This is a genomic window from Arthrobacter sp. 05T420 (assembly GCF_056396305.1).
Genome location: NZ_JBFTLG010000009.1, coordinates 100697 through 126563, shown reverse-complemented (window position 1 = coordinate 126563; position 25867 = coordinate 100697). Strand labels below are relative to the sequence as shown.

The window sequence follows — 25867 nt, the reverse complement described above, 5'->3', positions numbered from 1 at the left end:
AAGGCCGGACGTAAGCGCCGCTGTCGGGAGGGGGCCACGGCCGCCGGGTTCCCTCGCGAGCTTGCGAGCGGAGGGTGCGGTTGGGGATTAGTGGAACTGGCCTTCTTCGGTGGATCCCACCAGGGCCAGGGTGGATGCGTTCGGGTTGAACGCGGTGGCGATGTCGTCGAAGTAGCCGGTGCCGACTTCGCGCTGGTGCTTGGTTGCGGTGTAGCCGCGGGACTCGGAGGCGAATTCCTTCTCCTGCAGCTCGACGTAGGCGCTCATGCCTTCCCGGGCGTAGCCGTGGGCGAGGTCGAACATCGAGTAGTTCAGGGCGTGGAAGCCGGCCAGGGTGATGAACTGGAAGGTGAAGCCCATGGCGCCGAGTTCGCGCTGGAACTTCGCGATCGTGGCGTCATCGAGGTGCTTGCGCCAGTTGAACGACGGCGAGCAGTTGTAGGAGAGCATCTGGTCCGGGAACTCGGCCTTGACGGACTCGGCGAACTTGCGGGCCAGCTCCAGGTCCGGGGTGCCGGTCTCCATCCAGATGAGGTCGGAGTACGGGGCGTAGGCCTTGGCGCGGGCGATGCAGGGTTCGATCCCGTTGCGGACCTTGTAGAAGCCTTCCGGGGTGCGGACCGGCTGTCCGCCTTCGCGGAGGATGAACTCCTGGTCGCGCTCGTCGACGTCGGAGGTGATCAGGGTGGCTGCCTCCGCGTCGGTACGGGCGATGATGACCGACGGCGTGCCGGCGACGTCGGCGGCCAGGCGGGCGGCGTTCAGCGTCCGGACGTGCTGCTGGGTGGGGATCAGGACCTTGCCGCCGAGGTGTCCGCACTTCTTTTCCGACGCGAGCTGGTCTTCCCAGTGCACGCCCGCGGCGCCGGCCTGGATCATCGACTTCATGAGCTCGTAGGCGTTCAGCGGGCCGCCGAAGCCGGCCTCGGCGTCGGCCACGATCGGGACCAGCCAGTCCTCGACCGTCTGGATGCCCTCGGAGAACTCGATCTGGTCCGCGCGGAGCAGCGCGTTGTTGATGCGGCGGACCACCGTGGGGACCGAGTTCGCGGGGTAGAGCGACTGGTCCGGGTACGTGTGGCCGGAGTTGTTGGCATCCGCGGCGACCTGCCAGCCGGAGAGGTAGATGGCGCGGAGCCCGGCCTTGACCTGCTGCACGGCCTGGTTGCCGGTCAGCGCGCCCAGGGCGTTCGTGTACTGGCCGGTGCTGTGCTCCTCGGTGAGCTGCTTCCACAGCTTCTCGGAGCCGCGGCGGGCCAGCGTGTGTTCTTCGGAGACGCGGCCGCGGAGGCGGACGACGTCGGAAGCCTTGTAGTCCCGAGTGACACCTTCCCAGCGCGGGTTGGCAGCCCACTCGAGCTCCAGTGCGGCGGCCTGCTGTGTTGTGTCCTGGCCGGACGGCTGCTGGGTGGGCTCAAATGCTGCAGTCATCTTTGTCTCCTTGGTGGGTCCGGGGCCGGCCAGTCTGCGTCTCTGCAGATCCTGGCTGGGTGTTCCCGGATTAGTGAATCTTTCCGTGAGTTCTACTTTTCTTCACTTTCCAAGGGGTTGCTAGATCAAAACCATGGAAAGAAATGCACTTCTTCGCGTATTCTCAAGAAATGCACTCAACCAGCTGGAACCGCCAAGCTCTTTCGCCGTCCGCGCCTGCCGCGCCGGAGGTGGACGTCATCAGCATGGGCCGCCGCGTCCGCCATCTGCGCAAGGCTGCAGGCCTCACGCTCGATGACTTGAGCGCCGCCGTCGGCACGGCGCCAAGCCAGCTGAGCCTGATTGAAAACGGCAAGCGCGAGCCCAAACTTGGCCTGCTCCAGCAGCTCGCGGCGTCGCTTGGGGTGAGCATCGACGAGCTGCTCGGCGCGGAGCCGCCCAACCGGCGTGCGGCCCTGGAAATCGAGCTGGAACGCTACCAGCGCAGCCCCATCTATGAGTCCCTGAACCTGCCCAAGATCCGCATCAGTTCACGGCTTCCGATGGATGTGCTGGAGTCCATGGTGGGGCTGCAGCACGAGCTGGAACGCCGGCTCAACGAACAGGTGGCGACGCCGGAGGAGGCCCGCCGCGCGAACGGTGAACTGCGCGCGATGATGCGCGAGCGGAACAACTATTTCCCCGAGTACGAGGCCGAGGCGCAGAAGGTCCTGGCCTCGGTGGGTCACACGAGCGGTCCGCTATCCCACCACGTCATCTCGGACATCGCCGGGCACCTCGGATTCAGCCTCCACCACGTGGGTGATCTGCCGCATTCCACCCGTTCGGTGACCGACCTTAAGAACCGCCGAATTTATCTCACGCAGAACGCCCGCAGCGATCACGACCCCCGTTCGGTGCTGCTGCAGGCGTTGGGCCACTACGTCCTGGGCCACCAGACCCCCAACAACTACGGCGATTTCTTGATGCAGCGCGTGGCCACGAACTATTTCGCCGCCGCGCTCCTGCTGCCCGAGCAGGCCACTGTGGCATTCCTGCAGGAGGCCAAGCAGGCCAAGGAAATCGCTGTCGAGGACATCAGGGACGCCTTCGCCGTGTCCTACGAAACAGCCGCGCACCGCTTCACCAACCTCGCCACCCATCACCTGGGCATCCGCACTCACTTCCAGAAGACGCACAAGAGCGGCATCATCTACAAGGCCTATGAGAACGACGGCGTGACGTTCCCGCAGGACCACACCGGCGCCATCGAGGGCCAGTTCTCGTGCCGGAACTGGACCTCCCGAGTGGTGTTCGACGTTCCGGACAAGTTCAGCGCCTACAACCAGTACACCGACACCCCGGCCGGGACCTACTGGTGCACGGCCCGGACGGAACGCTCCGCCAACGGGGAGTTCTCGCTCTCCGTGGGTGTCCCGTATGCGCAGGTGAAGTGGTTCCGCGGCCGCGACACTACGGAACGGTCCAAGTCCACCTGCCCGGACGAAAGCTGCTGCCGCCGCCCGCCGGCGTCGCTGACCGCCGAATGGGCCGGCAATGCCTGGCCCTCGGCCCGGGCCCACTCCCACCTGCTGGCAGCGATGCCGCCGGGCGCTTTCCCAGGCGTGGACGAAACCGAGGTCTACACCTTCCTGCAGGCGCACTCGGGGAACTGAGCCGCCGGCCTCGCGCGGCGCGGCGCGAGCAGCGCGGCCGCTAGTCCAGAGGGATCTGTTACGGACTGACCGTTCCTGGACGTCGCTGACAGCCGTGCGGACTATATTGGCCTGTGTCAGCTCATCGATCCACCTCCCGGGAGCGTGCACCCATGGCCAAGGAACTTGCCACCCAGCTCATCGAACAACTCCAGGCTGCCGGCGTGCAGCGGATCTACGGGATCGTGGGGGACAGCCTCAATCCAATCGTCGACGCCGTCCGCCAGACCGGCGGCTCGCAGCAGGGCGGAATTGATTGGATCCATGTCCGGCATGAGGAGGCGGCCGCGTTCGCCGCGGCGGCGGAAGCCCAGCTGACCGGCCGGCTCGCGGTGTGCGCCGGCTCCTGCGGACCCGGCAACCTGCACCTGATCAACGGACTCTATGATGCCAACCGCTCCGGGGCTCCGGTGTTGGCCATCGCCTCGCACATCCCGAGTAAGCAGATCGGCAGCAGCTTCTTCCAGGAGACCCATCCGGACCGGATCTTCAACGAATGCTCGGTCTACTCCGAGCTGGTCAGCACCGCGGAGCAGGCGCCCCGGGTCATGCACAGCGCCATCCAGCACGCCGTCGGACTCCGGGGCGTCGCCGTCGTGACCCTGCCCGGTGACATCGCCGGCCTGGAGGCGACAGCTCCGACGCCGGCCCCTGCGGCGTTCCGGCCTGCGACGCTGACGCCGGACCCCGCCAGCGTGCGGGAACTGGCGGACGCCATCAACGCCGCCGAGAAGGTTGCAATCTTTGCCGGCGCCGGCGTGCAGGGCGCGCACGACGAGGTGATTGCCCTCGCAGAACTGCTCGCGGCGCCGATCGGCCACAGCCTCCGCGGCAAGGACTTCATGCAGTACGACAATCCTTACGACATCGGCATGACGGGCCTGCTGGGCTACGGCGCCGCGGCCGAGGGCATCGAGGACGCGGACCTGCTGATCCTGCTGGGCACCGACTTCCCGTACGACCAGTTCCTCCCGGGAACCCGGACGGCGCAGGTGGACCGGGCCGCGCACAAACTCGGGAGGCGGACCGACGTCGACGTCGCCGTGCATGGGGACGTGCTGCCCACCTTGGCCGGGCTGATGCCGCAGCTGCAGCCGAAGAAGAGCCGGCGCTTCCTCAACCAGATGCTGAAAAAGCACGACCGGCTCATGAACAAGGCTGTGGGGGCGTACACCCGGAACGTCGGGAAGAAACAGCCGATCCACCCGGAATACGCGGCCTCGCTGCTGGACCAGGTGGCGGCCGAGGACGCGATCTTCACGGCCGACACCGGCATGTGCAATGTCTGGACCGCCCGGTACATCAATCCGCTGGGCACGCGCCGGCTGATCGGGTCCTACCTGCACGGGTCCATGGCCAACGCGCTGCCGCACGCGATCGGCGCCCAGCTGGCGTTCCCCGGCCGGCAGGTGGTCTCGGTTTCGGGCGACGGCGGCCTGTCCATGCTGCTGGGCGAGCTCATCACGGTCGCCGCGCACCGGCTGCCGGTGAACGTGGTGGTCTTCAACAACTCCACCCTGGGCATGGTGAAACTCGAGATGCTGGTGGACGGGCTCCCGGACTTCGGCGTCGACGTCCCGGACGCCAACTACGCCGACGTTGCCAAGGCCCTGGGCTTCCACGCCGTCCGGGTCACGGACCCGTCCCGGATCGAGGCCGCGTACCGGGAAGCTTTCGCCCACCCCGGCCCGTCGCTCGTGGAGCTCATCACTGACCCCAAGGCATTGTCCCTTCCGCCCAAGATCAAGGGCGCACAGATCCTGGGCTTCGCCACGGCCATGTCCAAGGTGGTCCTCAACCGGGGCGCCGGCGAGGCCGTCAGCATGGCACGGAGCAACCTGCGGAACATCCCGCGGCGCTGAGGCGGTCCCTGGGTTCGCCGGAAGCCCTCCAGTTCGCCGGAAGCCCTCCAGTTCGCTGGAATCTCCCGGGTTCGCCGGAAGTTTCCGGCGAACCCGGGGCTTTCCGGCGAGCCCGGCTGCTTAGGGCGCCCCGCTCCGGCGTTCCGCTGCCAGGGGGCCGCGGCCACTTTTCCGATCAGCTCGTACGGAACGGGCTTCCGCAGCGGGAACTTCAGCGTCCCCTTCGCGGCGCGGTAGGGTGCGAGTTCCGCGCTGAGCGGCTCGTCGCCGTCGGGCACGGGGTAAACGGAGATGTGGTGCGCCCAGCCGGCGAAATACACCACGTATTTGCCGCCGAGCGTGACGGTCGGGATGCCGTAACTGATCATCTCCCTTGATCCAGGTACAGCGTCATGGCAGCGCCGCCGGATCTCCTGGAGCACGTCCTGCACTTCGGCAGGAAAGGAGGCGACGTACTCGTCCACGGACTCAAAGTGCTGTGCCATTGCCGTTCCCTCCGACGATCCTCTGCAACGTGTTAGCGCGGGCCGCCCTGCCACAAGGCATCGAACGGTGCGCCCGAGGCCACCCGGTTGCGGATGCCGGCGGTCACAAATGCCTTCGCCGTCCGGGCGGCGGCCAGCGGCGTCGCACCCTTGGCGAGCTCAGCCGTCACCGCAGCGGCCAGCGAGCACCCGGCGCCGGACACCGCCACTTCGCCCACCTTCGGGGCGGACAGGACCTCCAGCGTTTCGCCGTCGAAATAGACGTCGACGGCGTCGGGGCCGTCCAGCCGCACGCCGCCCTTGGCGAGCACCGCGGCGCCGCTGAGCTGATGGATGCGGACCGCGGCGGCCTTGAGGGACTCGACGTCGGTGATTTCCAGCCCGGAGAGCGACTCGGCCTCGAAGTGGTTCGGCGTGACGAAAGTGGCCAGCGGCAGGATGTGGGACTTGAGCGCCTGGTCGGTGTCCAGGGCGTGGCCCGGCTCCTGGCCCTTGCAGATCAGCACCGGATCCAGCACCACGTTGGCGAACTGCCCGGCTACCAGCGCCGCGGCCACGGTCGAAATTGTCGCGGGGCTGCCCAGCATGCCGATCTTGACGGTGTCCAGAACGGCCGGTGCGCCGGACGCGGCGCCGTACGCCGCCGTCGTCGCCTCCAGCTGGTCCGCGATGACCTGCTGGTCCACTGGGACGAAGCGGTGGTTCCAGTTGTCCTTGGGGTCGAAGGACACGATGCAGGTCAGGTTCGCGATCCCGAAGACGCCGAGCTCCTGGAAAGTCTTCAGGTCAGCCTGCGCGCCGGCGCCGCCGGTCGCCTCGGAGCCTGCGATGGTGAGCGCGACGGCGGGGGAGGAGGCGGCGACGGAGGCAGTATCGGCAACTGTCAGGGCGGCGGAATCGAATGCGGTAGAAGTCATGGTCCCATCCTGCCATCCCGCCAAAACCACCCGCATTGTGCTCCTGAACAAGCATTCCATGAACAGTATGAACAAAATCTTAGTGTTCCGGATCACGGGAACTAGGGTGGCGGACGGTGTTGCCTCCTGGCGGCGCCGGATCCAGGAAGGTTCATTGATGAGCACCCAACTGTCCGAAGCGGCCCAGACCCGGAAAGCCGTCGGCAACATCCTCAAAGGCTCGGCCGGCAACCTTGTCGAGTGGTACGACCTTTACGTCTACACCGTCTTTGCGGCCTACTTCCAGGCGCACTTCTTCAACTCCACCGATGAGCTTCAGGCCGGTCTCGAGGCGATGGCCGTCTTCTCGACGTCGTTCCTGATGCGCCCGATCGGTGCCTGGTTCTTTGGCCGGTACGCCGACCGCAGGGGCCGGAAGGCCGCGCTGACCCTGAGTGTGACCATGATGTCCGCGGGCTCCTTCGCCATCGCCGTGCTGCCCACCCAGGACGTGATCGGCCTGTGGGCATTGATCCTCCTGGTCCTTATCCGCGTGATCCAGGGCTTCTCCGTAGGCGGTGAGTACGGCACCAGTGCCACGTACATGTCCGAGGCCGCTACCTCCAAGCGCCGCGGCTTCTTCTCCAGCTTCCAGTACGTCACGCTGATCGGCGGCCAGATGCTGGCCCTGCTGGTCCTCGTGGTCCTGCAGAACGCCATGCCCAAGGCCGAGCTGACCGAGTGGGGCTGGCGCATCCCGTTCGCGATCGGCGGCGTGGCCGCCCTGGTGGTCCTGTGGCTGCGGCGCTCCATGGAGGAAACCGTCTCGGCCGAACAGATCGAGGCCGCAAAGGCCCCTGCCGCGGCGGGCCAGGCGCAGCCGGGGACCATGAAGCTGCTGTTCACCAGCTACTGGAAGCCGCTCATGATCTGCATCGGGATCACCCTCGGCGGCACGGTGGCGTTCTACACGTACACCAACTTCATCCTGAAGTTCATGAACGATACCTCCGGCATCGCCAAGACCGACACCTCGGTCATCAACTTCTGGGCACTGTTCATCTTCATGCTGCTCCAGCCGGTCTACGGCATCATCTCGGACAAGGTGGGCCGCAAGCCGCTGCTGCTGTGGTTCGGCATCACCGGCGTCCTGTTCACCTGGCCGCTCCTGTCCGCCCTGGCCGGAACCAAGGATCCGATGACCGCGTTCCTGCTCATGATGGGCGGCCTGCTGATCGTGGGCGGCTACACCTCCATCAACGCCCTGGTGAAGGCCGAGCTGTTCCCCGCGTCCATCCGCGCCCTCGGCGTCGGCCTGGGCTACGCGATCGCCAACTCTCTCTTCGGCGGCACCGTCCCGCTCATCGGCGCGGCCCTGCAGAAGGCGGGCCAGGAAGAACTGTTCTTTACCTACGTCACCGTGGCCATCGGCATCTCCCTGCTGGTCTACATCTTCGCCCTGAAGAACAAGAAGTCCACGCACCTGGACCACGAGCAGGGTCACGCCTGGACGCCGGCCGCTGTCGACGCGGGCGCAGGTACCACCGGCCCCAAGGACGACGACGAGGACCTCATCGACGCCTCGCGCCGCTAGGCAGGCCAGCCCGCCGTCGCCGAATTCGCCGGAAGCCCTCTTGGTCGCCGTAATTTTCCGGCGACCTCGGGGGCTTCCAGCGAACTCGCGCCTTCCGGCCGGGCCTGCACCGCCGTGCCCGAAGTGCCGGGTGCGAGAATGGAGGCGGTTCCGGCGTTGTGTGTCACCGGGGCCGTCCAGTGCTAATACAGCCGGCCGTCCAGCGTCTTCCCCTGGGAGTGTGGGCCGCCGAGCGAACCACTACGAAATGGAATGCCATGACTTCCGCCAAGACTTTCCCGGCGTCAGCTCCGCCTAGATTCGCCTCGATCGGCTCCCCGTATTTCGGCATCATGCTGGCCGTCATGGCCGTTGTGCTGATCCTGTCCAACATCGGGGCGTCCAAGGGCGTGGCGATCGGCCCCGTCATCACGGACGGCGGATTCTTCCTCTTCCCGCTGGCTTACATCCTGGGCGACGTCATCAGCGAGGTCTACGGCTTCAAGGTGGCGCGCAAAGCCATCGTCACCAGCTTTGCCCTTTCTGTCTTCGCGTCCCTCTGCTACTGGGTCATCATCGCCCTTCCCGGGTTCGACGACGAGTACGGTGCTTCCAAGCAGACAGCCCTGGAAGGTGCCCTGGGACCGGTCCCGCAGATCGTTCTGGCATCGCTCCTGGCATTCCTTGCCGGCCAGACCATCAACTCGTGGATTCTCGTGAAGATGAAGGCACGGACCGGAGAAAAGTCTCTGTGGGCGCGCATCATGGGCTCCTCCGTGGCCGGTGAATTCGTGGACACGCTGATCTTCTGCAGCATTGCCGCGTCCGTGATTGGCATTACCGACGCCGGGATGTTCGTGAACTACGTCCTCGTGGGCTTCCTCTACAAGACCCTCGTGGAGTTCGCCTTCGTGCCGCTGACAGGGCTCTCCATCGGTTGGGTTAAGAAGCGAGAACCGAGCTACGGGGCCTAGGCCTCCGTCCCCGGCCGCCGCTAAACTCCGAGTCCGGCCGCCGCCCAGAGCGCAGACCCCACCGCCGCCGCCCAGAGCGCGCCCCCCGCCGCACTGTTCGCCGTCCCCCGGGCTGCCACCCATTCGCCGGAAACCTGCGGGGGCGCCGTAAATTTCGGGCGACGTCGCGGGTTTTCCGGCGAATCCGGCGCTCACGGTTGCGGGCGGCGGGCCAGTGCACGTAGCAGGCGGCTCTTGAATTCCTGTTCCAGGAAGAGGTCCTTCCACTCAACGCGGACGAACCGCCAGCCCTCTTCAGTCAGGGCCTTCTCGCGGCGCCGTTCCTCGAAGAGCACCTCGGGTGTGGGACTGTAATCGAAGTACTTGATTTTGCCGTCGAACTCGAGGGCGACCTTCTCCTCCTTCCACGCAAAGTCCAGACGATAGCGCCCAACGCGGCTTATCACTTCAAGCTGCGGCTCAGGAGGCCGGATCCGGCACCGCAGGATCAGGTCGCGGGTCAGGGTTTCGCCGGGAGATTCGGACCGCGGATCGGCCGAGGCGAGGACGCGGCGGAATGTCCGGATCCCCCGCCGCCCGTCCAGATCATCTGCCATGGCCTGCAGGGTGGCCGGGTCTGCGCCGAGGCGAAGCGCGTGGTCGGTGAGGATCAGCGCCTGCCTGTAGGGCAGCAGCATGGCGCAATCGGCCGTTGTGCGCTCTAAAGAAGTTGTCCGGAGGCCGTTCACAACTGCGACGTCGTGATCGGCGAAGGGACGCGTGTGGCAGCGGACGTCCCTGCCGTGGCGCTCGTTCGAGGGGCGCACTTTCTGGAGGAGATGGATCGCGTTATCCACGTCCCATAAGTGGAGGCGGCGGAGGCGCGCCGCGGAAGTGTGGCTGTAGAGGAAGGTGCCTGTCGATGTCGTGTGCGTACCGTGGGCATGTGCGTAGATGAGCTGCCTGCTCCGGGCGGTGGGGGACTGGGCCCGCCACAGGCTGGCGCGGATGTAGCAGCCGTACCGGAGCCGGACGAGGGCGCCTGAGTCCAGGAGCGAGCGGATGGCGCGCGGACCGTAGCCGAGGTCCAGCAGTTGTTCGGTCCGCCAGAGGTTCCTCGTCGGCGGCAGCTCCAGAGGGTTCTGCGTCATGCCACCAGCCTGAGCTGGCCTGGGAGCGGGCGGCAGTCCCCGCCGACATTATGTGGAAAACCAGTATGTGGAAAACGCGACGCCGCACCGCGAATCTTTCGCGACGGCTCTTTTTGGGACGGTGCGCCGCCCAGTTCGCCGGAACGCGGCGGAGGCGCCGGAAATTTACGGCGAGTTCGGTGGCTTCCCGCGATTTCGACGGCGGGCGGCACGCCTTGCCGCCGTCGTACCCTGGAAAGCCCGAGGTCGCCGGAACGCTGCGGGGTCGCCGGAAATTTCCGGCGATCGGGCACGGTTTCGGCGACTTCGAGGTCGACGGCGGACCGGTTCGACGCCGGGACCCGCGGGCGTCGGGCCAGTCCGACGCCGGACCCCGGAACCACGGGCCACGGACGCCTAGGAGTAGTAGTTCCGCAGGGTCTCGGCCTTGAACTCGAAGAAGTTGCCGGCCTCGATGGCGAGCCGGGCGTCGTCCACCATCTTCACCACGAAGCGTTCGTTGTGGATCGAGATCAGGGTGGCCGAGACCATCTCCTTGGCCTTGAACAGGTGGTGGATGTAGGCCCGCGAATAATTCACGCAGGCGTAGCAGTCGCAGCCTTCCTGCAGCGGGCCGAAGTCGCGCTTGTACTTGGCGCCGGAGAGGTTGTACCGGCCGGTGGGGTGATAGAACGCCGAATTGCGGGCCACCCGGGTGGGGGACACGCAGTCGAAGGTGTCCGCGCCGTTCTCAATGGCGGTGAAGATGTCGTCCGGTTCGGAGATGCCCAGCAGGTGCCGCGGCTTGTTCTCCGGCAGTTCCTCGTTGCACCAGCGCACGATCGTGCCGAGGTTTTCTTTCTCCAGCGCCCCGCCAATGCCGAAGCCGTCGAAGTTCATGGCTCCGAGGTCGCGGCAGGCCTTGCGGCGCAGGTCCTCGTACTGGGCACCCTGGATCACCCCGAACAGGGCCTGGTAGGGCTTGCCGGCGCGCTCGTTCGTGAGCCGGAAGTGCTCGGTGATGCACCGTTCGGCCCAGCGCCGGGTCCGTTCCAGGGACTCCTCCTGGTAGCCGCGGGAGTTCTGCAGCGTGGTGAGCTCGTCGAACGCGAACATGATGTCCGCGCCGATCTGGTGCTGGACATTCATCGAGATTTCGGGGCTGAAGCGGTGCCGGTCGCCGTTGAGGTGGCTCTTGAACCACACGCCTTCCTCGTCCACGTGGGCCAGGCGTTCCTTGCCGGGGGCGACGGCGTCGTCGGGTCCGGAATTGTCCACCGATTTCATGTCGATGACCTTTTTGAACCCCGAGCCCAGGCTCATCACCTGGAACCCGCCGGAATCGGTGAACGTAGGCCCGCGCCAGTTCATGAACGCACCGAGGCCCCCGGCCTCGTCCAGGATGTCCGCGCCCGGCTGCAGGTACAGGTGGTACGCGTTGGCCAGCACGGCCTGCGCGCCGAGCTCGGCAATGGATTCCGGCAGCACGGATTTGACCGTGGCCTTGGTGCCGACGGCAATGAACGCCGGGGTCTGGATCTCCCCGTGCGGGGTGGCGATGGTGCCGGTCCGGCCCAGGAACTCCCCGCCGTTGGCGTCAATCTGCCCGGCCGACGGCGGGCACGCCTCGCTCAGGCGCTTGCCCACGCGGAAGGAAAACTCGGACTGCCTGGCAGGCGCGGGGGGCAAAGGATCGGACTCAGGATTGGCTGGCACGGTTCAAGTGTGCCAGCTAACGCAGCCCTTCCCTTAGTGGACGGGGTCGGATGTGGGGTAGTTCTCAGCCCGCCACTTGTCCCAGTGATTTCGGATTGCCTCCAGCTGGTGGGCCCCGAGGTCGTAGGTGGAGATGATCGCGACGGAGCCGCCGTCGGGCCGGACATCGGCGATGACCGGCTGGTCCGCCACGATCACTAGGCCGTCCCCGTGCTCGGCGTAGTGGTGGACCGTCAGGCCAACTTGGTGGTTGCTGCGGAACCACACTTTGCCGGAGATCTCCTCGCCCGTGGGCAGGGTGAGCGAATACGGGTCCCCGGGCGCCGGGACATCGCTGAGCCCGAGTTTTTCTATCGCGGACCCGCTGGTGCCGGGCACGGAGAAGAAAAAAGTTCGACGCCTGCCATGCGGGTGCCGTTCGAGGGCGAAGCGCATTTGGTGCAGGAAGGTCAGCCAGCCCTGGGTGATGTCCTCGTCCCAGGCCGCCCACTCGGAATCGTGGTCGATTGCCGCCCTGGTAACGCTGACTTCCGTGCCCGTGGCGACGGGTTTCAACGTAAAGATGTCTCCGCCGTCCACCACCAGGGAGGTGTGGTCTGCGCCTTCGATGACGTTGGGGCCGAAGTAGATTTCGCTGATTTCGGCCTCTTGGTCATCGGCCACCCAGCCGTGCCACTCGGCGATCTTGGCGGGTTCGCGCAGCATGGTCCAAACTTGCTGCGCGTCCGAATTAATCACAACGCTCAGATTGTTCGTCATGGGCCGAATCTACAACGCCCGGCCGTGGCGGGGTAGGGGCAAATACTTCAGGCGCGGACTGATTCGAGCTCGTTGCCGATCCGGCGTTCCAGCTCGGCGGCGCCAACCGTTTCGGAGCCACCATGGGCACGCAGGAACAGGAGCGCCTCGAGCCGCAGCAGGCGCCATTCGCGTTCAGCATCCGGGTTCGCGTTGTCGATCGAGCGGAAGATTTCCTTGTCGTACAGGTTGGGCTCGTTGAGCGAGCGCTGGCGCACCTTGGCGTTGATCCGGGCCTTGAACGGGTCAGTTTCCATGGCCTCCGGCGCGCGGAGGAACTTCTCGTAGATCCCGGCACGCTGGTCCTGCCCCAGCTGGCGGCAAATGTAGCTGGAGAGCGCCAGGGTTGACTCCACGGAGGCCCAGCGGTCGGGGTTGCCGTCGAACGGCAGGACGTTGAGCAGGTCCGCGACCGCCAGGGCGTTTTCGGCGTCCTTGAGGGTGATGAAGAGCTCGTGTGCGAGGTCGCTGAGGTCCTTCAGGCAGCTGCCGGACTTGGTGTTGATGCCCTTGGCGAGCCGTTCACTGAGCAGGAGCACACCGACGGCGCCCGTATGGGCCTCGGCCGCGGCCTCCACGACAGACTCCGGCGTGCCGTCGGGGACCGGGATGAGGGCCAGGTCCGCGTCGCTGGGTCCGCCCACCGCCGGCGGCGCAACGGGCTGGGGAGGGACGACGACGGCGGCCGCCGTATTGTCGGACTCAGCTGCGTCGGGCACCTCCTCTTCCGGTTCCGGGGACGGGCCGGACGCCGGAAGTTCGGGGGAGCCGTCGCCGGAAGGAGTCGGCAGTTCGGGTGCTCCGGCGGGCGCGCCGTCGTCGGAGGCAATCGTGGCGCCGGACTCGGGGTCGTCGGTGACCCGGATCAATGATCCCGCCGCGATCCGCAGCACACCGCCGCCGCTGAGGGTCGCCAAAACCATGGCGGGAGTCCCAAAATCGTCGGCTTCGACATCGACGCGGTGGATCTCGGCAGAGCGGTTTCCATCGGGCAGGATCAGGTGGTCGCCGGCCCGAAGGGATCCAGCCTGCTGTTCGCTGTAATTCCGGGAGGCTGGGGGGTGGGTCATCGGGAGTCCTTAAAGTTCTCTTGCGGTCCGCCCACCAGTCTACAAAATCAGGTGCGTGAAGTCGGGGACGCCCGGGACGCCCCGAGCGTCCCCGGACGGCGCGGGCCCCAAGGGTGTCGGCTAGTTGCCGACTCCCGCGAAGGCCAGCGCCTGCCGGATCAGGGCCCCCCGGCCGCCGCTGAATTCCAGCTGTACGTCCGTGCTCATGACCTCCTGCGGCGTCATCCAGGTCAGCTCGAGGGCGTCCTGGCGCGGGGAGCATTCGCCGGTGACGGGAATGATGTACGCCAGGGCAACGGCGTGCTGGCGGTCGTCCGTGAAGCCGGTATGGGACGGAGACGGGAAGTACTCGGCCACCGTGAACGGCACCGGGCTGACCGGCAGCTGCGGGAAGGCAAGCGGGCCCAGGTCCTTCTCCATGTGGCGGAGCAGCGCGGCGCGGATGGTCTCGCGGTAAAGAACGCGGCCGGACACCAGCGAACGGACCATGGCGCCGTCCTCGTCGGCCTGCAGCAGGGTGCCGACCTCGTTCACGAACCCGAGGGGGTCCAGCCGGACCGGTACGGCCTCGACATAGACCATCGGCAGCTTGCCCCGCGCCTCGATCAGGTCGTCGTCAGAGAGCCAGCCGGGATTCGGGTCAGGGGTGCGCACATTCATGGTTAAGTTCTACCCCATCCCTGACCGGAATCCCGCGCCGTCCCTCAGAACGCCAGCACCGATTCCAACGGCTCGCCGGATGCGATTCGTGCCAGCAGCGCCGGCTCGGCGGCGTCGGAGGAGAGTGCCTGGCCCAGGACCTCGGCGGCCGCCTCCGGGGACAGGACGATCACGCCGTTGTCGTCCCCGAGCACCCAGTCGCCCGGATTGACCTGGACGCCTCCGCACTGCACCGGGACATTCACCGCGGAGCCGCCGCTGCGGACCCGCTTGGTAGTCAGGCACGAAGTCCCGCGGGCGAAGACCGGCAGACCCGTGGCGCGGAGCTCCAGGACGTCGGTGGCCACGCCGTCGACGACGACGCCGGCGGCGCCTTGCGCGGTGGCCGCTGCCGCGGTGACCGCGCCCACCGGCGCGTGCCGGTGGTCACCGGACATGTCCACCACCAGCACCGCGCCGGGGTGCAGCTCCAGCAGGGCACGGTTCATGGCATAGGCGTCATGGTCCGCGATGCGCACCGTGACCGCGGGGCCAGCCACCTTGACGCCGTCGAGCAGCGCCCGGATGGCCGGATCCACGAATCCGTCCTCCAGGAAGTGCCCGATCGTGGGGTAGCTGACGGCCGCGAGTCCCTCGGCGAGTTCACCGCTACGCACTGCGCTCACGGTGCTCCCGGCGCCTACGGCGCTGACGGCGCTCACTGGGCGTCCGGCGCCGTCGTGTCGGCAACCACGGCCACGCAGTCGATTTCCAGCGCGACATCCCACAGGCTCACACAGACCGTGGTCCGAGCAGGCCGGGCCGTCGCAAAGAACTCCGAGTAGACCCGGTTGTAGGCCTCGAGCCGGTCGGGATCGGTGAGGTAGGCGTTGACCTTGACCACGTGCTCCAGGCCGGACCCGGCCGCCTCCAGCACGGACCGGAGGTTGATGATGGTTTGGCGCACCTGGTCCTCGAAGGTGTCGGGCTGGTGGTCCAGCCCGCTGATCGCGGGGATTTGGCCGGCGGTGAAGACAAACCCGTTGGCGACGACCGCCTGGGAGAACGGGCCGACGGCGGCCGCGCCGCCCGGGATCTGCGCGATCCGGTGGACCGTCCCGTTTACGGGAGGAGCAGCGGGCAGAGCAGTGAGGTGAGCGTCCTGGACTGTCACTTGGCAGCCACCGCTTCGGCGGACGGGTCAGTGGTTGCAACCGTGGTTGCGGCGGCGACCGCGTCGGTGGGGGCGGAGTCGACGGCGTCGATGTTGCCGTGCCGGGTTTCGGTCAGGACGAACAAGGCACAGAGCGATACGAGGGCGGCGGCCATGATGTACCACGCGATGGAGGAGCTCTGGTGGGTCATGCCCAGCAGCCATGTGGTGATGAACGGCGTCGCGGCGCTGCCGAGCAGCCCGGAGAGCATGTAGGCCACGGACAGTCCCGAGTAGCGGACCTTGGAACCGAAGAGCTCGGCGAGGAAGGTGGCGATCGGGCCGTAGTTCGCGGCGAAGGCCGTCATCATGGCCAGGTAGGCGACGAACAGCAGCGGCACGGACTTGGTGTCCATGAGCCAGAACATCGGGAACGCCAGGACTGCCTCGGCGGCAACACCGGCATAGATGATCGGCTTGCGGCCGAACTTGTCAGAGAGCCGGCCGAAGAAGGGGATCAGGACAAAGCACAGGGCGCAGGAAGCCAGCACAACCCACAGCATCAGGGTTTCCGAGTGGCCCAGTTCCTTCTTGCCGTAGGAGACGCCCGAGGCCACGAGCAGGGTGAAGGTGCTGCCGGTGGACAGAGTGGCGACGCCGCCGAGGATAACCTGCTTCCAGTACTTGGCCATGAGGGCCGCGAAGGGCAGCTTGGCCTTGGCGCCGGCATCCTTGACTGCCTGGAAGGACGGCGTTTCTTCGATGTGCAGCCGGATGTAAATGCCCACGGCCACAAGCAGCGCGGAGGCCATGAACGGGATACGCCAGCCCCAGGCGAGGAGGGCTTCGGTGCTGACGCTCGAGGCGACAATGAGGAACGCAACGTTGGCGATCAAGGTTCCGGCGGGCACGCCCACCTGGACCAGCGAACCGTAGAACCCGCGTTGAGACGCGGGAGCGTGTTCTACCGTCATCAGGACGGCGCCGCCCCATTCGCCGCCCAGGGCCAGGCCCTGGATGACGCGTAGGAAGAGCAGCAGCAGAGGCGCCATGATGCCGATGCTGTTGTAGTCCGGCAGCAGGCCGATGGCGAAGGTGGCGGCGCCCATGGTCAGCAGTGAAATCAGGAGCATGGACTTCCGGCCCAGGCGGTCCCCGAAGTGGCCGAAGATGATGGCGCCCACCATGCGCGCAATGTAGGCGGAGGCGAAGGTGCCGAAGGCGAGCATGGTGCCCACGAGGGGGTCGAAGCTGGGGAAGAAGATCTTGTTGAACACGAGCGCGGATGCTGTGCCGAATACAAAGAGGTCGTACCACTCGACGGTGGTGCCGATGACGCTGGCGAGGGCGATCTTACGCATCTTGGCCAGGTCCAGGCGGGCAGCCGCGTGGGAGGTGGTTTCTACCGATTGAGCCATCAATTTCTCCAGATGGGGGTGCGGGGACGAATGTCCGGTGCAAGGTAGTAGCCAACTATTCTGTGTTGGTGATCACACCTCAATGGCGAAAACCCCACCAAAAATGGGCCCGAAGTGTGTGTTCACACAACTGCTAGGCCCAGGCGACCACCAGCCGGGCCGCCTGTGTCGGAACGGTCAAATCGATTCCGGTCAATTCCTGAAAGCGGTTGAGCCGGTTCAGGATGGTGTTCCGGTGGCAGAAGAGCTGCTCCGCCGTGGCCGTGATGTTCCCGGTGGACAGGTAGTGCTGCACGGTTTCCGTAAGGCGCTCGCGTTCCCCGCCACGGCATTCCGCCATGTCCTCCTCCAGCTGGGCGGCGAGGTCGAGGCCGGCGTCCTGAAGGTTCTGCTGGGCCAGCCGGGTCCACGCCGCATCGGCGGACAGGGGGCCGTCATCTCCCGGGCGCAGCAGGGCGGCGAGGCTCTCCGCAGTGCGGGCAGCCGCGGGCAGGCCGCGCAGCCCGTGCACCTCCGGCACATAGCCGCAGGGGATGTCGGCCAGGAGCGGCGGCAGCGGAGGCGCACTCCGGGTTTCCCTGGGCCGGGGAGGGAGCAGAGGCCAGAAGAGGTAGGTATTCCCGCCTGATTCGTGCAGGAACAGCTTGTAGCGTCGCTGGCCCGAGCCGAATTGGGTGGCAGATGCACGCAGCCGGGCGCCGGGTTCGCCGCTGGCAGCTACAAGGCCGCATCGCGAATCCGGCCCGATGCCCAGAGCGGAGCCCACCTGCGAGGACGTTTCGGCCGAGGGTGTGCTTTGGTTGAAGAGCCGCGCGATGAACTCGCGCTGGATGCTGGATTCTTCCTGGGCCATCCGCACGCGCTCAGTCAGGTAGCTCATGTGGGTCCGGGTGGCGAACTCGTCGACGACGCGCCAGACCAGATCCACGCGGGAGGCGAGCAGGCCCGCGTCCTCCGGTGCGGCGATCTCCAGGAGGTCGGCCCACAGGATGCTGAAGTCCAGCCGCACGGCTGATGTTAGAGACTCCGGCGGGATTCCGGCCCGTGCCCGCTTGGAGCCGAGATCCGAGGCGAAGGCGAGCAGCCCGTCCCGCGCCGTGTCTTCCGGGCCGCCCCGCAGCCCGTGGATGAGCCGGCGAAAAGTTTCCCGCGCCGTGTCCCGGATTTCTAGGACAGTCACCTGGCTTTCGCCGTATTCCGGGATTTGCCGTACCCGGGCGGTGAAAGTCTGGGCCAGGATGTCCAGCCGCCCTTCTAGCTGGTCCACCAGCTCTCTCCAGCGGAACTCGGCCCCCGGCGATCCAAAATTGTGCATTCTCACATTCTAGGGTCCAGGATGCGTGGCGCACTGCTAGTTATTTTGGAAAAAGCTACTGGCAGAATGGATGGAAGCACCAGGGGTGAGCCTAATCACACCCCACGGAACCATCCGCCTGGAGCGCCATCGACGGCATTTTCCCCGAATGGGGTTGTCGCACCGGCACCGGCAAAGACCCGTCATATTTCTTTGGAGTAATCATGGCAAGCAGCGCAAGCAACGCCACCACCACCGCCGGCCCGCAGTTACCCGGGGCCGTCGATGAGAGCGTGGCCAAGAAAGTCGCCCTCGCGGCCCTCGTTGGAACGGCTCTGGAGTGGTACGACTTCTTCCTGTTCACCACAGCCGCAGCGCTGGTGTTCAACGCGCAGTACTTCGTGTCCCAGGACCCCTTCGTCTCGGCCATGAGCTCCTTCGCCACCCTGGCCGTGGGCTTCGTGGCCCGCCCGATCGGCGGCTTCATCTTCGGCGCTCTGGGGGACAAGGTAGGGCGCAAGAAGATCCTGATGGTCACCATCGTGGGCATCGGCCTCGTGACCGGGCTCATCGGCCTGCTCCCGAACTACATGACGATCGGCGTCGCAGCGCCCATCCTGCTGGTCGCGCTGCGCATCCTGCAGGGTCTCGCCGTCGGCGGCGAGTGGAGCGGCGCGGTGATTATCGCCGTCGAAAATGCCCCGGTCGCCAAGCGCGCCCGCTACGCTGCCCTCCCGCAGATCGGTTCGCCGATCGGCACCATCCTGTCCTCGGGCGGCTTCTTCGGAATGCTGTACCTGGTGGGCCAGGCCAACTTTGACGCGTGGGGCTGGCGCATCCCGTTCATCGCGGCGCTCCCGCTGCTGGCGATCTCCATGTGGATCCGCAGCAAGCTCAGCGAGTCCCCGGAATTCGAAGCGCTCATGGAGTCCGGCGAGACCGAGCACGCCCCCATCCGCGGAGTGCTGACAAAGAGCTGGCGCCAGATCCTGGTCGGCATGTGCTCCGCGCTGCTGGGCATCGGCGGGTTCTACCTCATCACCAGCTTCGTGGTCTTCTACGGCACCAAAGTGCTCAAGATGCCCTACGAAACCCTGCTGATGGGCTCGCTTCTCGCTGCCGTCTTCGAGATCTTCTTCCTGATCTGGGCCGGACGCATGGGCGAGAAGTTCGGCGCCAGCAAGGTCATCCTCTGGGGTGGCGTGGCATCCGCGCTCGTCGCCGTCCCGGTGTTCCTGGCCATCGACACCGCCATCCCGGCCCTGGTCATCCTGGCCATGATCATCGGCGTGTGCACCCTGTCCATCCCGTATGCCGTGTCCGGTACGGCCCTCACCGCGCTCTTCGCCACGAAGGTCCGCTACACCGGCGTCGCCATCACCTCCAACAGCGCCGGCGTCATCTCCGGCTTCGTGCCGCTGATCGCGACGGCCCTCGTGGCCGCCAACGGCAACTCGTTCTGGCCGGGTGCCATCATCTTGCTGGTCGTGTCCGTGCTGACCGCACTGTCCGGCATCCTGCTCCCCGCACTGAGCATCGAAGAAGAGGGAATGAAGCATTGAGTACAACAACCACCGCCGGGCACCTGATTGTTGCCCAGCTGGAACGAGCCGGTATCCAGCGCGTCTACGGCGTCCCCGGGGAAAGCTTCCTGGATGTCCTGGACGGCCTGCACGGATCCTCCATTGAAACCGTGGTGACCCGCCACGAAGGCGGCGCCGGGTTCATGGCCCTCGCCGAAGGCCGGCTCACGGAGCTTCCGGGCGTGGCCATGGTGACCCGCGGCCCCGGTGCCGCCAACGCCTTCATCGCCATCCACACCGCTCACCAGGACGCCACCCCGATGATCCTGTTCGTGGGACTCATCCCGGTCGCGGACCGCGGCCGGGAGTCGTTCCAGGAATTCGACATCAACGCCTGGTTCGGCAGCACCGCCAAGAAGGTCGTGACGCTCGACGACGCCGCCTCCGCCGCCCGCGTGGTGGACGACGCCATCTTCACGGCCCTCAGCGGCCGGCCGGGTCCCGTCGTGATCGGCCTCCCCGAAGACGTGTTGGTCCACGCCATTGAACCGGGCCCAGCGAAATCGTGCACAGTGGAGCCCCGCACCGTCGCCCGGCCCGAACCGTCAGCGGCGGACCTCGCCGGACTGGAGGCCAAGCTGGCCGCAGCCAAGAAGCCCCTGATCGTGGTGGGCGGCGAAGGCTGGAACCAGGAATCGTCCGACGCGCTGGCCGGCTGGTCCTCCCGCCACGGCATCCCCGTGCTCGCGGATTTCCGCGCCTATGACGCCGTCCCGCACAGCAGCGACTCCTACGCCGGCTACCTCGGCTACGCCCGCAGCGACGCCAACGCCCGACGCCTCGACGAGGCCGATCTGCTGGTGTTCGTCGGCTGCGTCCGCGCCGACGTGCTCTCCGACGGCTACATGCGCGGACTGGATGCCGTCACCGTCGTCGTCCACCCCGGCGCCGATCTGCTGGGCCACTTCGGCCGGCTTGACCAGCACATCGCGGCCCACGTCGCGTCCTTCGCCACCGCACTCGCCGCCACGGAATCCGCGGTGGAACCTGCGGCCGGCTGGCTGGCCGGGGCCCGCGCGGACTACGAGAAGTACTCCACCGCGCAGCCGGACGGTGGAACCGGCGTGGACCTCGCCGTCGTGATGGAAATACTCAAGCAGGAAATGGACGACGACGCCGTCATCACCTACGGCGCCGGGAACCACTCGCTGTGGCCGGCACGCTACCTCAAGCACAACGCGGCGAACTCCCTCGCCGCGCCCCGCAACGGTGCCATGGGCATGGGGATCCCGGCCGCGGTGGCTGCCTCCCTGGCCTACCCCGGCCGCCAGGTGATCTCCGTGGCCGGCGACGGCTGCTTCATGATGAACGGCCAGGAAATCGCGACGGCCATGGGGCACGGCGGGAAGTTCATCGCCCTCGTGGTGGACAACGGCATCTTTGCCACGATCCGTGAGCACCAGGAAGGCCACTACCCGGGCCGCCCCTCGGGCACGCACATGACCAACCCGGACTTCGCCGCGCTGGCCCGGTCCTATGGCGGCTACGGCGAACGCGTGGAGAAGGCCGAGGACTTCGGCGCCGCCTTCCGCCGCGCCGTCGAATCCGGGCTGCCGGCGGTCCTGCACCTCCCGCAGGACCCCACCACCCGCTCACCCAAGACCGCCAGCAACTGACCGGAGTCCGCCATGATCACCCTGCACAACATCATCAACGGTGAGATCGTCCAAGGCAGCGCCGCAGACGGAACAGCTGCTGCCACCCTGCCATTCTTCGACCCCGCCACCGGGGTCCAGCTCGGCACCGCCCCGGACAGCGACGCCGCCACCGTGGACCTCGCGTTCCAGGCCGCCCACACCGCCTTCCAGAGCTACAAGCGGACCACCCCGGCCGAACGCCAGGCCATGATGCTCAAACTCGCCGACCTCATCGAAGCAAACGTCGACAGGCTCCTTGACGCCGAGGTGGCCTGCACCGGCAAGCCCCGCCAGGTGACCCGCGAGATCGAGATCCTCCGCGGCGCCGACCAGCTGCGCTTCTTTGCCGGCGCCTGCCGCGTGGTGTCCGGAACCGCCCAGACCGAATACGTCCGTGGCTTTTCCTCCACCGTCCGGCGCGAACCCCTCGGCGTGGTCGCCCAGATCACCCCGTGGAACTACCCGTTCATGATGGCCATCTGGAAGATCGGACCGGCGCTCGCCGCCGGTAACACTCTGGTCTTGAAGCCGGCGGACACCACCCCTTGGTCCACCCTGGTCCTGGGCGAGCTGGCGCAGGAGGCCTACCCGGCCGGCGTTGTGAACGTCATCTGCGGCGGCCGGGGGACCGGTGCCGCCATGGTGGATCACGAGATTCCGGAAATGGTGTCCATCACCGGCTCCACCCGGGCCGGGGCGCAGGTGATGTCCGCGGCGTCGAAGACCCTTAAGGACGTCCACCTGGAACTCGGCGGGAAGGCGCCCGCGATCGTCTTCGCCGACACCGACATTGACCTGGCGGCCAAGGAGATCGCGCTCGGTGCATTCTTCAACGCCGGGCAGGACTGCACCGCCGTGACCCGCGTGCTCGTGGAGGATTCGATCCACCAGGAGTTCGGCGCCGCGCTCGCCGCGGCCGCCGCGGCGCTGCAGGTCGGCGGCGACGCCGCGGACCTCGGCCCGCTGAACAGCGCCGCCCAGCTGGACCGGGTGGAGGGCTTCATGTCCCGGCTGCCCGCCAACGCCAGGGTTCTGGCCGGGGGCAAGCGGACGGGCGCCGGCTTCCACTTCGAACCCACTGTGATCGACGGAGTGTTCCAGGCCGACGAGGTGGTGTGCGAGGAAATCTTCGGACCCGTGGTCACCGTTCAGCCGTTCGCCACGGAGGAGGAGGCCATCGAGCTCGCCAACGGGACGAAGTACGCGCTGGCGTCCAGCGTCTGGTCCAACAACCACGGCGTCGTCACCCGGGTGTCCAACGAACTGGACTTCGGCGCCGTCTGGATCAACTGCCACCAGGTGATCCCGGCCGAGGCCCCGCACGGCGGTTTCAAGCACTCCGGCACCGGCAAGGACCTCTCTGTCTTTGGCCTGGAGGATTACACCCGCCTCAAGTCAGTCACCACCTCCCACCGCTAAGAACCACGCTAGGTAACCCATGAAACTCGATCTGCTGCTGCGTAACGCGGACATCATCACCATGGACGCCCGCCACCCGCGCGCGACCTCGCTGGGGATCTGGCAGGGCCGGATTGTGGGCGTCGACGATGACCTGGACGGGCTGGAGGCCGCCGAGGTCCTGGATCTCGGCGGCGCCACCGTGACGCCCGGCTTCATCGACGCCCACTGCCACACGACCTGGTTCGGGCTGGGCCTCGGCGAACTGGATGTCTCCGCCGCGCGCGGCTTGCACCAGCTCTACGCCCTGCTGGAGGCCGGCATGGCTGCAGGCAGCGCCGCCGGGCCCGGGCCTGTGTCCGGGGACGGGCCGGGCTGGCTGCTGGCCACCGGCTTCAGCCAGCAGCAGCACGGCGGCGAGCTTCCGGACATCACCGTCCTCGACCGGATCACCGGAAGCCGGCCGCTGTTCATGCGGCACAACTCCGGCCACATGGCCGTGGTCAACACCGCCGCGCTCCGCCTGGCCGGCGCCGAGCCGACGTCGTTTCCGGACCCCGACGGCGGCGTGATTGTCCGCGACGCCGCCGGCCGCCCCACCGGGTTGGTCCAGGAAACCGCGCAGCAGCTGATCCAGCAGCTGATCCTGCCGTACTCGTCCGAGGCGATCGAAGCCGCGCTGGACCGGGCCACCCGCCACTACGCCGCGGAGGGCATCACCAGCTTCACCGAGGCCGGGATCGGCGGCGGCTGGATCGGCCACAGCCCAGTGGAGCTGGCAGCGTACCAGCGGGCGCGAGCCGCGGGCCGGCTCCATGCACGGGCGCAGCTGATGCCGGTTCTTGATGTGCTCCACCCGCTCGGCGGACAGGACTCGCCGGACGCCGCAGCTGCCGGCCTGGACTTGGGCATCGCCAGCGGATTCGGCGACGACTTCCTGTCCCTGGGCCCGGCGAAGGTGTTCCTGGACGGGTCATTGCTCGGCGAAACGGCCGCGGTCAGCCAGGACTATTGCAGCCACGGCGGGACGGACAACACCGGCAACACCGGCTACTTCCAGGCCGAGCCGGAGGCGCTCCGGGGCAAGATCGAGGCCGCCTACGCGGCTGGCTGGTCCATCGCGGCGCACGCCATCGGCGACCGTGCCGTGGACCTCGCGATCGACATCATCGCCGCCTGCGCCGCGAGATACGGCCCCCGGACTGTGCCCAACAGGATCGAACACGCCTCGATGACCAGGCCGGAGCAGCTTCAACGGCTGGCCTCCGCGGACATCGCCGTCACCCCGCAGGCCAGCTTCTTCTCGGACGGCGGGGACGGGATGACGTTGTCCCTCGGCCCGGAACGGCTCGGCTGGGCCTACCGTGCGGCCTCGTTCCTTGCCTCGGGAGTGACGCTCGCCGGCAGCTCCGACCGCCCCGTGGCGGACGGAAACGTCCTCCGCGGAATGCAGGCCTTCGTGGACCGGCGCACCGCCTCCGGCGCTGTTTTCGGGAACCCGGACGAGCGGCTGAGCCCGTTCCAGGCCCTGGCGGCATACACCACCGGAGCCGCCGCGGCCACCGGCGCGGCCGGCGTCAAAGGCTCACTGACCGCAGGCAAGCTGGCCGACTTCACCGTCCTGTCCGGGTCCCCGCTCACCGCGGACAGCATCGCCGAACTCGAGGTGCTGGCCACCGCCGTCGGTGGGAACTTTACGTTCCGGACCCCCGGCCTCACGTCCCCGGTTGCGGTCGCTTCGGCCGCAACCGGTCCACTCTTCAGCGCAGCTACAAACCGTTCATAGGGGAACACCGTGACTACTCACACCACCTTCAGCTCCGGCGACGCCGCGTTCGTTCGGGACTTCCACACCATGAGCGAATTCGGCGCGACCGAGAACGGCGGCGTGGACCGGCAGGCGGCCAGCGTGCCGGACGGCCAGCAGCGGGCGTGGCTTACGGGCCTGCTGGAGGCCAAGGGCTTCACCGTGCGGTTCGACAAGGCTGGCAACCAGTGGGGCTTGTACGAGGCCGTGCCGGGGGCCCCCTTCGTGGTGGTGGGATCGCACATGGATTCCCAGCCGACGGCGGGACGCTACGACGGCGCGTACGGTGTGCTCGCCGCAGCCCACGCGGCGTTCCGGCTCGTGGAGCAGTGGGACGCAGCCGGAGCCGCCGGGCAGCCCCGATTCAACATCGCCGTGGTCAACTGGTTCAACGAGGAGGGCTCGCGGTTCAAGCCGTCCATGATGGGCTCCTCCGTCTACACGGGAAAGCTCGGACTCGAGACCGCGCTGGACACCACGGACGCGGCCGGAGTCTCGGTCCGCGAGGCCCTGGACGCGATCGGCTGCCGGGGCAGCTACGACGGCCCCGAAGCGGCATTCTGCGCCGAGATCCACATCGAGCAGGGCCGGAGCATGGAGCGCGAGGGCATCACCATCGGCCTGGTGAACTCCAACTGGGCGGCCAACAAATACGAGTTCGTGGTCCACGGCGAGCAGGCCCACACGGGCTCCACCGTGATCGCTGACCGGAAGGATGCGCTGCTGGGCGCGTCCATGATGGTGGTCGCCGCCCGGGAACTCGCCGACTCCTTCCCCGGCGTGCTGCACACCTCCGTGGGACAGCTGAATGTCTACCCCAACTCGCCCGTGGTGGTGCCGTCCCGGGTGAGCCTGCTGCTGGACCTGCGCAGCGCCGATGAAGCCGTCCTGGCCGAGGCGGACGCCCTGCTGGACGAGCGGATCGCCGGGATCGAGAAGCTGGCGAGCGTCACGGTTGAGCGCAACCACTCCCACACCTGGCCCGTGACCCCCTACCAGCCAGAGGGCGTCGAACTCGCGGCCAAGGTGGCGGCGGACCTGGGCCTGGCGAACAAGCCGGTCATGACTCTGGCCGGGCACGATTCGACCAACATGAAGGACCTTGTCCCGACTGTGATGCTGTTCGTGCCCAGCGTGGACGGGATCTCCCACAACGAACACGAATACACCACGGACGAGGACATCGTGGCCGGGCTGACCATGCTCACCGAAGTCGTGAACCGGCTCTGCAATGGGGCGCTGGAGGACTGACCCCGGATCCGCCGGTTCCTGGTCCCGACCCGCAGGCTCCGGCTAACGCTGTTCTCAAGGGTGCATCTGGCAGAATGCC

At 67.2% G+C, this 25867-nt stretch carries 20 protein-coding genes and 1 pseudogene; 9 read left to right on the top strand and 12 right to left on the bottom strand.

The window, feature by feature from the left end; genetic code table 11:
- Positions 1 to 87 precede the first annotated feature (87 nt).
- On the bottom strand, positions 88 to 1431 hold the full coding sequence (aceA, locus tag AC1DEM_RS10710) for an isocitrate lyase (protein WP_476884349.1): 1344 nt from the start codon (positions 1429 to 1431) through the stop codon (positions 88 to 90).
- Between the two features lie 143 nt (positions 1432 to 1574).
- Between aceA and AC1DEM_RS10705 the strand changes: the two genes are divergently transcribed.
- Complete coding sequence (locus AC1DEM_RS10705; RefSeq protein WP_476884348.1) at positions 1575 to 3086, top strand: helix-turn-helix domain-containing protein; 1512 nt, start codon at positions 1575 to 1577, stop codon at positions 3084 to 3086.
- 152 nt (positions 3087 to 3238) lie between these two features.
- Positions 3239 to 4987, top strand: coding sequence for a pyruvate dehydrogenase (locus AC1DEM_RS10700; protein WP_476884347.1), 1749 nt, complete (start codon positions 3239 to 3241; stop codon positions 4985 to 4987).
- 221 nt (positions 4988 to 5208) lie between these two features.
- On the opposite strand, the pseudogene AC1DEM_RS10695 reads toward AC1DEM_RS10700, so the two are convergent.
- Positions 5209 to 5355: pseudogene (locus tag AC1DEM_RS10695) on the bottom strand (hypothetical protein); the annotation flags it as partial.
- Positions 5356 to 5504: 149 nt separating this feature from the next.
- Positions 5505 to 6389 (bottom strand): hydroxymethylpyrimidine/phosphomethylpyrimidine kinase, encoded by an 885-nt coding sequence (locus tag AC1DEM_RS10690; RefSeq protein WP_476884346.1) that lies wholly within the window; start codon positions 6387 to 6389, stop codon positions 5505 to 5507.
- 157 nt (positions 6390 to 6546) lie between these two features.
- Between AC1DEM_RS10690 and AC1DEM_RS10685 the strand changes: the two genes are divergently transcribed.
- Entirely contained in the window at positions 6547 to 7962 is a 1416-nt protein-coding gene (locus AC1DEM_RS10685; RefSeq protein WP_476884345.1) for an MFS transporter, read from the top strand.
- A gap of 257 nt (positions 7963 to 8219) precedes the next feature.
- The gene (locus AC1DEM_RS10680; protein WP_476884344.1) at positions 8220 to 8915 is read left to right on the top strand and encodes a queuosine precursor transporter; all 696 of its coding nucleotides are present in this window, start codon (positions 8220 to 8222) and stop codon (positions 8913 to 8915) included.
- A 191-nt stretch (positions 8916 to 9106) separates the two neighbouring features.
- On the opposite strand, the gene AC1DEM_RS10675 is transcribed toward AC1DEM_RS10680, so the two are convergent.
- The 9 genes from AC1DEM_RS10675 to AC1DEM_RS10635 form a co-directional block, all read right to left on the bottom strand.
- Complete coding sequence (locus tag AC1DEM_RS10675; RefSeq protein WP_476884343.1) at positions 9107 to 10045, bottom strand: type IV toxin-antitoxin system AbiEi family antitoxin domain-containing protein; 939 nt, start codon at positions 10043 to 10045, stop codon at positions 9107 to 9109.
- A gap of 396 nt (positions 10046 to 10441) precedes the next feature.
- A complete protein-coding gene (gene tgt, locus AC1DEM_RS10670) occupies positions 10442 to 11740 on the bottom strand; it encodes a tRNA guanosine(34) transglycosylase Tgt (protein ID WP_476884342.1) in 1299 nt (432 codons plus the stop codon).
- A 33-nt stretch (positions 11741 to 11773) separates the two neighbouring features.
- A complete protein-coding gene (locus tag AC1DEM_RS10665; protein ID WP_476884341.1) occupies positions 11774 to 12499 on the bottom strand; it encodes an SRPBCC family protein in 726 nt (241 codons plus the stop codon).
- Between the two features lie 47 nt (positions 12500 to 12546).
- Positions 12547 to 13608, bottom strand: coding sequence for a DUF6707 family protein (locus AC1DEM_RS10660; RefSeq protein ID WP_476884340.1), 1062 nt, complete (start codon positions 13606 to 13608; stop codon positions 12547 to 12549).
- Positions 13609 to 13728: 120 nt separating this feature from the next.
- The gene (locus tag AC1DEM_RS10655) at positions 13729 to 14268 is read right to left on the bottom strand and encodes an NUDIX hydrolase family protein (RefSeq protein ID WP_476884339.1); all 540 of its coding nucleotides are present in this window, start codon (positions 14266 to 14268) and stop codon (positions 13729 to 13731) included.
- A gap of 44 nt (positions 14269 to 14312) precedes the next feature.
- Complete coding sequence (locus tag AC1DEM_RS10650) at positions 14313 to 14933, bottom strand: RraA family protein (protein ID WP_476884338.1); 621 nt, start codon at positions 14931 to 14933, stop codon at positions 14313 to 14315.
- Positions 14934 to 14965: 32 nt separating this feature from the next.
- Positions 14966 to 15421 carry a RidA family protein gene (locus tag AC1DEM_RS10645; protein ID WP_476884337.1) on the bottom strand — a complete coding sequence of 152 codons (456 nt, stop codon included), beginning with the start codon at positions 15419 to 15421 and terminating at the stop codon, positions 14966 to 14968.
- The gene (locus AC1DEM_RS10640; protein ID WP_476884336.1) at positions 15418 to 16818 is read right to left on the bottom strand and encodes an MFS transporter; all 1401 of its coding nucleotides are present in this window, start codon (positions 16816 to 16818) and stop codon (positions 15418 to 15420) included. The genes AC1DEM_RS10645 and AC1DEM_RS10640 overlap by 4 nt, the downstream gene beginning before the upstream one ends.
- A 133-nt stretch (positions 16819 to 16951) precedes the next feature.
- Positions 16952 to 18133, bottom strand: a complete 1182-nt coding sequence (locus AC1DEM_RS10635) for a PucR family transcriptional regulator (RefSeq protein ID WP_476884335.1) — start codon at positions 18131 to 18133, stop codon at positions 16952 to 16954.
- A 203-nt stretch (positions 18134 to 18336) separates the two neighbouring features.
- Between AC1DEM_RS10635 and AC1DEM_RS10630 the strand changes: the two genes are divergently transcribed.
- Genes AC1DEM_RS10630 through AC1DEM_RS10610 form a run of 5 tightly spaced genes read left to right on the top strand, consistent with a single transcriptional unit; the run spans position 18337 to position 25788 of the window.
- Entirely contained in the window at positions 18337 to 19674 is a 1338-nt protein-coding gene (locus AC1DEM_RS10630) for an MFS transporter (RefSeq protein WP_476884334.1), read from the top strand.
- Entirely contained in the window at positions 19671 to 21311 is a 1641-nt protein-coding gene (locus AC1DEM_RS10625; protein ID WP_476884333.1) for a thiamine pyrophosphate-dependent enzyme, read from the top strand. The genes AC1DEM_RS10630 and AC1DEM_RS10625 overlap by 4 nt, the downstream gene beginning before the upstream one ends.
- A gap of 12 nt (positions 21312 to 21323) precedes the next feature.
- On the top strand, positions 21324 to 22751 hold the full coding sequence (locus tag AC1DEM_RS10620; RefSeq protein ID WP_476884332.1) for a gamma-aminobutyraldehyde dehydrogenase: 1428 nt from the start codon (positions 21324 to 21326) through the stop codon (positions 22749 to 22751).
- 19 nt (positions 22752 to 22770) lie between these two features.
- Positions 22771 to 24516 carry an amidohydrolase gene (locus tag AC1DEM_RS10615; protein ID WP_476884331.1) on the top strand — a complete coding sequence of 582 codons (1746 nt, stop codon included), beginning with the start codon at positions 22771 to 22773 and terminating at the stop codon, positions 24514 to 24516.
- Between the two features lie 9 nt (positions 24517 to 24525).
- A complete protein-coding gene (locus AC1DEM_RS10610; protein ID WP_476884330.1) occupies positions 24526 to 25788 on the top strand; it encodes a M20 family metallo-hydrolase in 1263 nt (420 codons plus the stop codon).
- Positions 25789 to 25867: the final 79 nt, after the last annotated feature.